Source organism: Methylobacterium sp. E-016, from assembly GCF_022829745.1.
In the GTDB taxonomy this organism is placed as follows: Bacteria; Pseudomonadota; Alphaproteobacteria; order Rhizobiales; family Beijerinckiaceae; genus Methylobacterium.
In genome coordinates this window covers 1-11,495 of record NZ_JAKSYF010000189.1, presented here as the reverse complement: position 1 = coordinate 11,495, position 11,495 = coordinate 1, and the positions used below count along the sequence as shown (strand labels likewise).

The 11,495-nt window shown below is 65.5% G+C and carries 14 protein-coding genes and 1 pseudogene; 8 read left to right on the top strand and 7 right to left on the bottom strand.

What is annotated here, in order from left to right:
• Window positions 1–210: 210 nt before the first annotated feature.
• Window positions 211–321, top strand: a pseudogene (locus MKK68_RS26885) (DNA-binding response regulator); the annotation flags it as partial.
• Between the two features lie 214 nt (window positions 322–535).
• On the opposite strand, the gene MKK68_RS26880 reads toward MKK68_RS26885, so the two are convergent.
• Entirely contained in the window at window positions 536–1,306 is a 771-nt protein-coding gene (locus MKK68_RS26880) for an SDR family oxidoreductase (RefSeq protein ID WP_244033475.1), read from the bottom strand.
• Between the two features lie 102 nt (window positions 1,307–1,408).
• Between MKK68_RS26880 and MKK68_RS26875 the strand changes: the two genes are divergently transcribed.
• Both MKK68_RS26875 and MKK68_RS26870 read left to right on the top strand, forming a co-directional pair.
• On the top strand, window positions 1,409–1,843 hold the full coding sequence (locus MKK68_RS26875; protein ID WP_244033474.1) for a winged helix-turn-helix transcriptional regulator: 435 nt from the start codon (window positions 1,409–1,411) through the stop codon (window positions 1,841–1,843).
• Between the two features lie 221 nt (window positions 1,844–2,064).
• Window positions 2,065–2,847, top strand: coding sequence for an alpha/beta fold hydrolase (locus MKK68_RS26870; RefSeq protein ID WP_244033473.1), 783 nt, complete (start codon window positions 2,065–2,067; stop codon window positions 2,845–2,847).
• A 579-nt stretch (window positions 2,848–3,426) separates the two neighbouring features.
• Here the strand turns inward: MKK68_RS26870 and MKK68_RS26865 are convergent.
• A complete protein-coding gene (locus MKK68_RS26865) occupies window positions 3,427–3,981 on the bottom strand; it encodes a PAS domain-containing protein (RefSeq protein ID WP_244033472.1) in 555 nt (184 codons plus the stop codon).
• 166 nt (window positions 3,982–4,147) lie between these two features.
• Here MKK68_RS26865 and MKK68_RS26860 point away from each other — a divergent pair, with 166 nt between their 5' ends.
• From MKK68_RS26860 to MKK68_RS26845, 4 genes are all read left to right on the top strand, one after another.
• The gene (locus tag MKK68_RS26860) at window positions 4,148–4,363 is read left to right on the top strand and encodes a hypothetical protein (RefSeq protein WP_244033471.1); all 216 of its coding nucleotides are present in this window, start codon (window positions 4,148–4,150) and stop codon (window positions 4,361–4,363) included.
• Window positions 4,364–4,671: 308 nt separating this feature from the next.
• A complete protein-coding gene (locus MKK68_RS26855) occupies window positions 4,672–5,355 on the top strand; it encodes an MgtC/SapB family protein (RefSeq protein WP_244033470.1) in 684 nt (227 codons plus the stop codon).
• 110 nt (window positions 5,356–5,465) lie between these two features.
• A complete protein-coding gene (locus MKK68_RS26850; protein ID WP_147729873.1) occupies window positions 5,466–5,705 on the top strand; it encodes a PepSY domain-containing protein in 240 nt (79 codons plus the stop codon).
• The gene (locus MKK68_RS26845) at window positions 5,705–5,962 is read left to right on the top strand and encodes a hypothetical protein (protein WP_147729872.1); all 258 of its coding nucleotides are present in this window, start codon (window positions 5,705–5,707) and stop codon (window positions 5,960–5,962) included. Before MKK68_RS26850 ends, MKK68_RS26845 begins: the two co-directional genes overlap by 1 nt.
• A 32-nt stretch (window positions 5,963–5,994) precedes the next feature.
• On the opposite strand, the gene MKK68_RS26840 is transcribed toward MKK68_RS26845, so the two are convergent.
• From MKK68_RS26840 to MKK68_RS26825, 4 genes are all read right to left on the bottom strand, one after another.
• A complete protein-coding gene (locus tag MKK68_RS26840) occupies window positions 5,995–6,171 on the bottom strand; it encodes a hypothetical protein (protein WP_244033469.1) in 177 nt (58 codons plus the stop codon).
• A 181-nt stretch (window positions 6,172–6,352) separates the two neighbouring features.
• Window positions 6,353–7,078 (bottom strand): phosphatase PAP2 family protein, encoded by a 726-nt coding sequence (locus MKK68_RS26835; RefSeq protein WP_147728425.1) that lies wholly within the window; start codon window positions 7,076–7,078, stop codon window positions 6,353–6,355.
• A 9-nt stretch (window positions 7,079–7,087) separates the two neighbouring features.
• A complete protein-coding gene (locus tag MKK68_RS26830) occupies window positions 7,088–8,377 on the bottom strand; it encodes an MFS transporter (protein WP_244033468.1) in 1,290 nt (429 codons plus the stop codon).
• Window positions 8,378–8,889: 512 nt separating this feature from the next.
• Window positions 8,890–9,726, bottom strand: a complete 837-nt coding sequence (locus MKK68_RS26825) for an oxidoreductase (RefSeq protein WP_244033467.1) — start codon at window positions 9,724–9,726, stop codon at window positions 8,890–8,892.
• Between the two features lie 131 nt (window positions 9,727–9,857).
• Here MKK68_RS26825 and MKK68_RS26820 point away from each other — a divergent pair, with 131 nt between their 5' ends.
• A complete protein-coding gene (locus MKK68_RS26820; RefSeq protein WP_244033466.1) occupies window positions 9,858–10,532 on the top strand; it encodes a TetR/AcrR family transcriptional regulator in 675 nt (224 codons plus the stop codon).
• Between the two features lie 145 nt (window positions 10,533–10,677).
• Here MKK68_RS26820 and MKK68_RS26815 read toward each other — a convergent pair whose 3' ends face one another.
• A complete protein-coding gene (locus tag MKK68_RS26815; protein WP_244033465.1) occupies window positions 10,678–11,256 on the bottom strand; it encodes a DUF308 domain-containing protein in 579 nt (192 codons plus the stop codon).
• Window positions 11,257–11,495: the final 239 nt, after the last annotated feature.

Below are 11,495 nucleotides of genomic sequence, written 5' to 3'. Positions count from 1 at the left end.
AGGCAGGGCAGGCGCGGGTCGCTGTGCATCGGTTCGGCCTCTCGGAGATGGCCTGAGGATGCCACCACGCGCGCGGCAGAAATTGCCAATCTCGGCGTGCCGAGCGCAAATCTTGGCAGGAGCCGCTAATCCAGCCGACCTTGGAGGTGCGTTCATGCAGGATCGACGAATCGATGCGATCGACCGGAAGATCCTGGCCGAGCTGCAGGCTCGGTGATCCGCGCGACTCTTGGGGCACGCACCGATGCCCATCTCGTCTGGATCGCGATTGGGGCTGGGCTTGTATCGCCCTCGGAGGAACTGTCGCTGAAGGAGCCCTAGCACTTCGTCTGCTTTGACAACCTTTCGACCCGAAGCGGACCGGTAGAAAACCACCCAATCCGGTCGTCGGTCTTCGTTTGTCAATCTACCGGAGAGCGGACCTCCCAAGGGTCGTCGATGGATGTGAAACGATCTTTGCTGGGGCGGCCGAAAGAGTACCTCGCTTCGCCGAAGCAAACGGCGGAGCATGGACCGTCGACCGCGCCCTTCGTTCTTACTGCTGCGCTTCGCGGGCCTTGCGGGCCATCTCGTTGAGGGTCGTCACCGCTTCGTCGAAGCGGTGTTCCGCCTCGGCGTGGCGCTGGAATCCGACCCGCTGCACCAGGATCTCACGCGGGGTGGGCTGCCGTTGGAAGAGCGACATGACCTCGTCGATGAAGTCGGCCAGCGGCAGGTATCCCTGGCGTGTCGCCTGTCCCGGGGTGAGGTCGGTCTGCACCGCCGGCGGCACCAGCTCGATGACCTCGACCTTGCCCTTGAGTGCCTCGCGCAGCGCGACCGTGTAGCTGTGCAGGGCGGCCTTGGTCGCCGAGTAGGTCGGGGCCGACACGAGCGGCACGAAGGCCAGGCCCGAGGTGACGTTCACCAGGACGGCATCGGGCTGCCGCCCGAGATGCTCGATCAGGGCGTCGGTGAGCCGGATAGGGCCGAGCAGGTTGGTGATGACCGTCGCCTCAGCGTCCGAGAGGTCGCGAGGCTGGTCCAGCGCCTCGAAGCGCATGATCCCGGCGTTGTTGATGACCACGTTGAGGGCCGGGTGCTCGGCCGTCACGCGTCGTGCGAAGTCGGCCACGCCCTCGACGCTGTCGGCATCGAACGCCATGGCATGCATGTTCGGACGTCCCGCAATCGTCCGTTGCAGCGCCTCCGTCCGCCTGCCGGCGACTATGACGGTGTTGCCGAGGTCGTGGAAGCGTTGTGCGAGGGCTTGGCCGATGCCGGAGCCGCCGCCGGTGATGAGGATGGTGTTTCCTGACGTCTTCATGTGGGCGACCTTCGTTGTTGCCGCCCATGAGGTTATGGCCCATGCTCTCCGAACCGAAGTAGGCACCGAAAAGATTTATACGCACCAAACGGAGAGTGTCGCATGCGTCGGGCGGAGGCGGATCCACGGATCGAGGCACGTCGGAAGGAACCGGTCCCGACCGAGACCGATCCGGTCATCGAGGCGTTGGTCCAGGACATCATCGGCAAGGTGGCCGACAAGTGGACCATGCTGATCCTCGAAGCCCTGCACGAGCACGGCACGCTGCGCTTCACCCAACTCGGCAAGGCGATCGGTCGTATCAGCCAGAAGATGCTGACCCAGACGGTTCGCCAGATGGAACAGGACGGCCTGGTGCGTCGGACGGTGCACCCGGTGATCCCGCCCCACGTGGACTACGCGCTCACGCCGCTCGGCGAGAGCCTGGGTGCCGCCTTCTGCGGTGTGTGGATCTGGGCGGAGACGCACCATGCCGAGATCAAGCGCGCACGCGAAGCTTTCTCGTCGCGGGAGTGCCGACGACCCGTCCAGGCATGACTGGGTCTTGCCCAGAGGGTGACCGAACCGGATGGACCTGTGCCGGTTCGCTTCCGAGCACGACAGGCAGCCGAGCGGACGCGACGGTTCCGTTGCCACACGGCCCAGTCGGGACGGAATCGGCATGGAATCGAATGGCGGGGGCCGGGCGTAACCGCCCCGCGGAAGTAGGCGAACGAAGCGTGGCTGCCAGAGGCCGTCCACTTTCGAGATCCGAGCTCATGATCACGCGCCGAAACCTGAACCGCACGCTCGTAGCGACCGCCGCGGCAGCGCTGCTGCCGCGGGCGGCGACCGCCCAGGATTTGCCGCGGGCACGCAACGTGGTGCTCGTGCACGGGCTCTTCGCGGACGGGTCGTGCTGGTCCGAGGTGATCCCGCACCTGCAAGCGGCCGGGCTCAACGTCACCTCCGTGCAGAACCCCCTGACCACAGTGGACGAGGCGGTCGCCGCCGCCCGACGCGTGCTGGGCCGCCAGGAGGGACCGACGGTGCTGGTCGGGCACTCGTTCTCCGGGATGATTGTGAGCGAGATCGGCGCGGACCCGAAGGTCTCGGCGCTGGTCTACGTCGCGGCCCGGGCCCCGGACGCCGGCGAGGACTACCCCGCCCTGGCCAAGACCTACCCGACGCCGCCCGCCACGGCCGGGATCACGTTCGACGGGGACGAGGGGCGGCTGAGCGAGGAAGCGTTCCTGAAGGATTTCGCGAACGGCGTGCCGGCGCAGAGAGCCAAGGTGCTGTTCGCGGTCCAAGAGCCGTTCCACAAGGCCTTACTTGCGGGCAAGACGACCCAGGCCGCCTGGCGGTCGAAGCCAAGCTTTTACGCTGTATCAGCCGATGACCGGACGATTGACCCAGACCTGGAACGGTTCATGGCCAAGCGGATGAAGGCGAAGACGGTCGAGCTGCGGTCTGGCCACCTGTCCATGATCTCGCACCCGCAGGAAATCGCGCACCTGATCCTGGAGGCCGCCGGCCAACCGAACGGCCGTCGCGGCTGACCCGGGCTGTCCGGTGGTGAGGCGGAAGGAGCGTCTCCGCCGTTGCATCCTCACCTGAGTTTCGCGACCCGAACGGCGGCCGGCCTATGACAGCTTTCGGGGCGCCCGCTTTCCTGTCGGCGCGCCCGGGTCGGGTCGGATGCAGAACGGCCGCCAAGGGTAGATTTCAGCCGGTCCGCTTCGAGGCGGCGATGTATGAAAGCGGACATCGTCGCCGAGACCGCTCCCGGCCCAATGCGGCCCCTCTAATGGCTCGCTACGGGGCAGCTTGGTGGATGAAGACCTACGGCCGGAGCTGCGGAAAGGAGGCCTCGTCCATCCAAAGTGACTGCTTTTAGACTCTGTGGCCCACTGCCGGGTGTTTGCGGTTGAAGCAGTGGCTTACGCGGATCGACCCAAACTCAGTTGCTTCCTCGATACGTCCGCTCTCATCATATACGTATCGTCGCGTGGTTGGCATCAACCCATGTTGTGCATCGGCCGTGTCGATGTCCGAGGACGGTAGAAAGCAAACTTTGCTCGATCAAGGTGTTGTTCTCACGGAGATTTTTTGGTCGGCGATGATGTGAGCGACGCACCTCAATGGACACGATCTTTTGCGGCAGGTGCAGTCATGCTCCGTGCCAGAAGCCTCCCAGCCGTGAAAAGGGCCTCCCTCAACACCGGTAGCATTTCCTTGGCGTGGTCCTGTTCGATGAGGCCATGGGCGATCAGCAGGTGATCGGCCACGCGTTCCAGCGTCGAACCAGGTGCCGTCGCAGGGTGGGTAGGCGGTGGAACGAAGCGCCCGATCGAGCCGTAGGCAGTCATCGGTTCAGAACCGCTCGGTCCGATTTCTGTCAGCGAACCAAGGTAGCCGAGGAACGTGTGATCAGGCGGACCAAAGGAGGGGACAGCACCACCGGCAACCCAAGCGTAGCTTCCATCAGCTCGTCGAAGGCGGTGACGGAAGCTGTACTCGCTCTGCTTTTCGGCGGCGCAGCGTAGGAAATTAGCCGCCGTCTCACGATCATCGGGATGCACCGAGTCCAGCCAACCATGCTCGATCGCCGCTGAAGCAGGTTGCCCTGTGAATGCGCACCACTCCGGGCTGACGTAGGTCACCTCGCCATCGGCTTTTGTGACGAATATCATGTCCGGCCCTCAGCTTCCGTCACCGCACTACGCTGAGGCTATGGCGCAAAGTTTCATCCACTGCTACCGATTGCGTCATACTGGTAAAATTTGATCATTTACTGGTTACAGAAACGTAGGTTTTTTCCAGGAACAATTCTCCTCGATTTTGTATGTACCTCTCGTTATGAACGAAATCGACGAGACAGAATGGGCGGCTTTGCACAGGCTTGCCAAGGTGCTCGATATTCCGATCGAGCGGTTCTTCACGGGACCACCTCAACCGGTGTTTGCAGTCAGCGCCGACGAATGCCTGCGCCTCTGGTCCAGGATTAAAACTCTGGAGGGACGCTTGCGAGCCCTTCAAGCGCTGCGGGTGATCGCTGCTACAGAACCCACGTAGCAAGCTTCCTCAAATGCCGAGCTTTGTGCGGTTCACCATCCAGGGAATGCGCATTGGCTCAGCCAATGCGCGAACTCACAGTCGTCCTTCCGCTCACGACCCATCGCGGACCTTGGGAAGGTCCGCTTCACGACATGCTGGCAGAGTATGACCCAAGTCCGCGCCGGGTTAGATTTTCGGTTGTCAGCTTTGACGGGTGCCTTCCGAATAGCCGCCGGGCTTATCTGAAACCGTGGCCGTCGCATGCTTGACCGTGTGATCCCGGCACAGGATCTTCCCAAGGACATTCGGCGTGTGCGGCGGGAAACATGATCGGCCATCTGGAAATTCTGAGCCGCTTGATGCTCGCCGCCATCCTCAGCGGCCTAATAGGGGTTGAGCGCGAGCGATTGCTCTGGGCCGCAGGCCTGCGAACGCACATGCTCGTCGGGGTCGGTGCCTGCCTCATCGTCATCGTTTCGGCCTTCGGCTTCAGCGATGCGCTCAGCACGCACAACGTCGTCCTCGATCCTTCACGTATCGCAGCGCAGGTCGTCTCAGGCGTGGGGTTTCTCGGAGCTGGGACGATCCTGCTTCGCGGCGAGGTGGTCAAAGGGCTCACAACGGCAGCGAGCCTCTGGGCGGTCGCGGCCATCGGCCTCGCCGTCGGCAGCGGCCTGTACGTCGCCGGCATCGCGACGACCGTCATCCTCCTGGCGATCCTTGCCGGATTGAAGCCCCTTCAAGAGCGCTATCACAACCGGCAGCGTGTCCAACCGCTACGGGTGCTGGCAGAGCCGGGTACGATCACGTTCGACACCCTGCAGGGGATCGCCGGACAGCGTGCCTCGCGCATCCGCCAGTTCGTCGTGCAGCGTGCCGCCGATCCGGCGCAGGACGAGATCCTGATCTCGTTTGCGCGGCTATCAAATCAGTCGGTGGCCGAGATCGCTCAGGGACTGCGAGCGCGCCCAGGTGTGGCGAGCGTCGAGAACGTCGAGGGTCATCTGTAGTCATCTGATAGGCCGGCGGGCGCGCAACCACTATCCATACGAGCCGTTGTTCGGCATCGTAAAAATGGAGAGGGCTAATGAAATTCAGGACGCTCGCAACCGTTGCTCTCATGTTGACGGTGGGTCTCGCCGGCCCTGCCATGGCCAAGAAGGACAAGCCGGGGGCGGACTGGATCCCCGCCGAGCAGGTCAAGCAGAAGCTGATGGACGCCGGCTACTCCAGCATCACCGAGTTGGAGGCCGATGACGGGCACTGGGAGGGCGAGGGCCTGAAGAACGGCGTGAAGATGGAGTTCCACGTCGATCCCAAGACGGGCGCCATCACCAAGGAAAAGCCCGACAAGGATTGATGGATAAGGTCCCGCCCCCCGCCTCCGGAGAGGTCCAGACTGGCAAGAAAGGCAAGCGCACGGCGTACCTGATCGCCGTGCGCCATAAGCGCGAGGCGCCTCGTATCTACGCCGTAGTAGCCGCTTCCGCCGAGGCCGCACTCGCGCAATTGGACGGACTGACGACCGATGGCATGGGGATCGAGGTCGTCGGTGCCCTCTACCGGGACCTCATCCGACGCCTCGGCCTCAAGGCGGGCGAGTTGCGGCTCGTATGAGCGTCCCGCCGCTCCGTCGAGGCGGCGCGCGTTCAGTACCCGTGCCGAGCGCCCGCCTGCTTCTTCGCCTTCTTCAGACGCCGCAAGCCCCGGATCGCCTGGACAAGCCTCTTGGCTTGCCGCTTCTCACAGGCCTCCGTGACAGCGCGGCCGGCGACCTTGACCATGAAGTGCCCATCGGCGGTTCTCTCCTTGGTGACGTAGTGCATCGTCGGATCTCCTGCTGTCAGGGTGGTCGGGAATCGTGGAGCTTGTCTCCGGGATGTTTACGAAGGCGTCATGCGTGTGCACTTTTACGCGGTGAAGCACCGGCCACCACAATTAGGCGGCGGCATTTGCCCTGCAATCTGCCTCCCGCCCTCGTGATGCAGCAGCTTCGAGGCCTCCCTCTCACCGGACGGTTGACGTGTCCTGGGCAGCGACTTCCGCAGCGGCTCGCGCCAGGTCCTGTTGGAAGCGTGGATCGCGGAACAACGCCTCAGCGATGACGGCCGCCGCGATCTTCCCCGCTTCGAGATCGGACGGGAAGTGCGTGCCCGCGATCATGCGGTTGGCCCCATACGAGCTTGCGAAAGCAAACAGCGCCTGGCGTTTATCCGGCACGAGATGCGAGAGCACCGTGGCAGCGAGATACCCGAACGTGGCGTGACCGCTTGGGTAGGAGGTGCTGTCGGAGCGATGTCCGAACGTGGCGAGATCGGGCTTCAGCGTGTAGGGGCGCGGCCGAGCGATGGCGGCCTTGGCTGCCAGCACGGTCAGCTCACCATCCTGGAACATGCGCTCGATCAGCCCGGCGGTGACCGGCATCGTCGCCGCGGTGAAGGCCGGACCCAGAACACCGCTGAAGCGGTCGAGCGTGCACGGGAGGTTCGCCGTGATGCGTCGCTCATCCTCGGAAGTGCGGGCGCCGACGGCCGCCTCGACCGCCTGCATGTCGGCCCTGGCCGGCTCCGAACCTGCCGCAGGCGGCGGGGGTAGGACACGTTGCAACGCCATCGCGGTCGGATCGACGTAGGTGCTGCGCAGCGTGCCTGCAGCCGCAGGCAGGGCGAGAAACAGAAAAACCGCGAGCGTCGCGGCCCGCCGGCGGCCTGTTCCAGAAACGTGACGTCCCACTGACCCTCCTTAAGCTTTGCCCGGCAGCATCGCCCGCAACCACGCCGCCGGTCCGCTACGAGGCCGCTCGGAAGCGGTTTCTGGCATCAGCGCCACCAACACCGCGAGGGCGACCGCGGCGGCCGCGGCACAGGCGAGGTAGGCTGCATCGAACCCCGCCGTCTGCACCAAGGTTCCGGCGATAACGAAGGACAGGGAGGCGCCAGCGCCCTGCACGGTTCCGATAAGACCGTGGGCGGCGTTGTAGCGGCCGGTGCCACGGGTGATGTCGGCCATCACCAGGGGCTTCATCGCGCTGAGCAGTCCGGCGCCGATGCCGTCGAGGCACTGGACCGCGATCAGCCAGTATGGGTCGCGCCAAGCGAGGTAGAGCAAGGCCCGAACGGGCAGCGCGGCAAAGCCGATCACGAGGAGGGGCTTGCGCCCCCAGCGTTCGGCACGGCGGCCGACGATGAGCCCCATCGGCACCATCACCGCCTGGGCGCCGATGATGCAGACTGAGACGATGACGGACGACCAGTCCGGGCGCACGCGCCCGCTTTCCTGCGCCACGAGGGTCAGAAGCGGCGCGTTGGCGAAGTGGAACAGCCCAACGCATGCGGCGAAGACCACGAGCGGCCGGTTGGTCAGCAGCGACCGCCACCCGGCGGGTGCGTCTTCCGCTTCGCCCTCACCGCCCCCACGGGCTCGGCGCGCATCGATTGCCCGACGGGGGATGGCGTAGAGGGCCGCCGCCGAAACGATGGCGCAGGCGGGCACCAGGAGGAACACCGCCCGGTCTGGGAACAGCCAACCGACGAGGCCGATCAGTGCGGCGATGGCGACGTTCCCGGTACGCTCCAGGGCGGCGTTGCGGCCGAAACGTCGGGCCAGCTTCCCGGCGGGGAACAGGCCGAGGGTGAGCGCCGCTACGGCTGGGCTGAGCATGCCGCCGACCGCCGCGAGAACGCAGGAGGCGACGAGCACGGACCAGAAGTTTGGAAAGAGCGCGATGAGGAGAGTGGCCAGGGAGAGCGCGACCAGGGCACCGAGCAGGATCACGCGCTTGTCGCGGACCGCGTCGATGGTGGTCCCGATGGGCGTTTGCGCCACGATGCCGACGATGCCCGCCACCGTGCTCACCAGCCCGACCGAGGCGTCGTCCCAACCGCGATGCACGTAGAGGTAGACGTTAAGGTAGGGTTTGATCGCCCCGTTCACGTCGATCAGCAGCAAGTTCAGCAGGTCGAGCGACTTGGAGACGGAGCGTTGGCTCGAAGCGGGTGGCTGCCCTTGTCCTTCACCGATCTCATGATCCACGTGTTTGGCTCCCTTTCCTGCCAAGCTAGGGTGGGCAGGACTGAACCGAAGTAGGCGGACCCTATTTACGCATGACCGGATTGGATCGGAGGAGGAACGTCTGTTTCGGAACGAAGGGGCAGGGTCCGGTTGCCACCCTAAACTGAAGTTGCCGGACAGCCAGCAAACGTCCGCTTCGAAGAAGCGATGACGGCGCTCCAGGCGTCTGGGTTGGGTCGGGTCCCGACCGTCCGTTTAACGGCCGGGGTGGGTGGTTTCCCGTCAGTCCGGTTTCGGGTGGCGACTCCAAAGAGCAGGCGCACAATCCGATGGAAGCGGCCGGTAGCTTTGCTCCGTCAGCTGACCGTCGGGCGAAACCACTCGAATGGACGTTTGGGGCCCTACAGCTACTACTGAGATGGAATGGTCGGTCCGGCGCCCACAACGTCCCCGTGCAGGTTCCGCCGTCGGCTCGGGATCGTGCCTGCCGACGACGTGCGACCACCCAGCGGCCCAAACGGTCCGGCGGCGGCTCACCGGTAGGAGGTCGAGCGTGACACCTCCTCCCAGGCGGTGATCTCGGCCTGCAAGGCGGTCATCTTGTCGGCCACGAGCTGGAGCGCGTCCTCGCCGAGGTAGAGATGCACGGGTGGCTGTTCGGCCGCCACCAACGTAAGGAGCGCCTGTGCCGCCCGCGCCGGATCGCCCGGCTGGTTGCCGTTCTTGGCCTGCCGTGCCGACCGGATCGGGTCCATCACCGCATCGTAGTCGGGGATGCTGCGCGGCGTGCGCGACATCGAGCGACCGGCCCAGTCGGTCCGGAACTGGCCGGGCGCCAGCGCCGTCACCCGGATTCCGAGATGCCTCACCTCCTTGGCGAGCGCCTCCGAGATGCCCTCCAGCGCGAACTTGCTCCCGCAGTAGTAGGTGATGCCGGGCAGTGTGATGAAGCCGCCCATCGAGGTAACGTTGACGATGTGCCCGGACCGGCGCGTCCGCATGCACGGAAGCACGGCCTTCGTCATGGCCACCGCGCCGAAGACGTTGGCGTCGAACTGGCGCCGCAACTCTTCGAGCAAGGACTCCTCCAGGACACCCTCGTGGCCGTAGCCGGCATTGTTCACCAGCACGTCGACGGGCCCGACCTCCCGCTCGATCCCGGCTACCGCCTCCGGGATGGCATCGAAGTCGGTCACGTCGAGCACGCAGGCATGGGCTCGTCCCGGCGAGAGCGCCTCGAATGCCGCCGCCGCCTCGGCTCGCCGAACGGTGCCGACGACCGTGTGCCCGGCCGCGAGCGCGCCTTCCGCGAAGGCCCGCCCGAGTCCGGAGCTGATCCCGGTGATGAGAAAGGTCTTGTTGCCCGTCATGGTGACGGCCTCCGCCCGGGTTCGATGCGAACTCAGGCCACAAGTGGCACGCACAAAAACATATCGCAATATGTATTTATATCGCGATATGTTTTGTTGATGTCCCAGGTTCGACGCATCAGGGTGATGGCATGATCCTCCCTGCCCATCTCTCACTCCGCGAACGCAACCGGTTGGCGGTCCGCGACGCCATCCTCGACGCGGCCGAGCGCCTGCTGGACCGGGGCGAGGCGGCCGAATTCTCGATGCGGGAACTGGCCGCGGAGGCCGGCAAGGGCTTCGTGACGCCGTTCAATCACTTCGGCAGCAAGGGCGCGATCATGCAGGCACTCTCGGGCCGGGTGATCGACCGCATGGAAGCCCGTTTCCGAGCGGAGGCGCCCGCCGGCGACGCCATCGACCGGACCCTGGCGATGGGTCGGATCGCGGCCGCCTGCCTTCTCGACCGTCCGGTGGTCTACAAGGCCGTGGTAGGCTCCCTCGGCACGGCCGGCCCGACAGCGGGCGAGGTGCGCCCTCGTTCGCGTGCCCTCTGGGAACTCGCGCTCGGCGACCTGGCGGGGATCGCTGGGGACCTTCAAGGGCAGGCGAGGGCTATTCTGGCCGACCAGATCGCCTTCACGTTCCGCGGCTGCCTGTCGTTTTGGATCGCAGGCGAGATCGCGGATGAGGGGCTCTCAGCCGCCGTGGAGACGGCCACCGCGACCGCGCTCCTGGGCTTCGCTGCCCCTGGCCGTCGGGAGCGCGTCCTTGCGGCCATGACGCTCGACATGATTCTGGGCGACCCTGTGGGCAGCCCTGAATGACTGCAGCCGACACGACGGGTCATCCTTACCACCCTGTCGCCGTTCGGTCTCGGGCGTCCCCGGCTCGTTTGCCGAGGACGGGGTCATGGGTGACAACCGGCGGCATCGACCTGGGGTTCGGGCGTTCCGCCGGCGCCTCGAAGGGTCATGCGGTCCGTTCCGTCGTTCCCTTCCGCGCCTGCGCCACGGTCAACCACACGGCCGAGACTAGGAAGTAGATGGCGCCGAACGCGGCGTAGGGAGCGATGTCCGTGATCCCCGGCGTCAAGGCACCGTTCGCTTTGAAGATGAAGTGGGTGCCTGCGAGGGCCGACTGGGCTCCGCTCAGCACCATCGCCCACTGGGCACCCGCCTGCCAGCGCCGTACGCCGGTCGCGAGTTGCAACAGGCCGGATAGGATCGCCCAGACCCCAAACACCGCCAGCACCGCGTGCATGCCCCAACCGAGGGCGACGGCTACCGCGACGGCGACGACGGTGCTTGCGGCTGCGTTGAGAGCCTGGCTGGGATTGGCGGCCAAGCCACCGCTGCGACGCGCGTCGATGACGTTGGCAACGGCATCCCAGGCGGGATAGGCGACGAGAAGCACCGCCGCGGCCGGCGGCATGGCCTTTCCGATGGTAAAGGCGGCGGCGACCCAACCGACGGAAACCCCGGCACGGAGGAAGTAATAGGAGCTCAGCCAGCGCGAAGTGTCATGGCCGGGTCTTTGGATGATCGTCATCGTGGTTCCCTTTGGGAGCGCGGCGAGGCGGAGGATCGGCACGACCCGCAATCACGCGGAGGACGCCGGCGACCGAAACGCCGGGCCTCGTGAAACCGGTGTCGCTCCAAGGGGATATGCCTCGCTTCGGGTAACTGGGGCAGATCACCGGGCGGTGGCGTTTTGCGGTTTGGCTCGGGCGTGATTCAACATGCGGCATGGCGCTGCCGGATCCCGATGGTTTGGATGCCCTTTCGCTG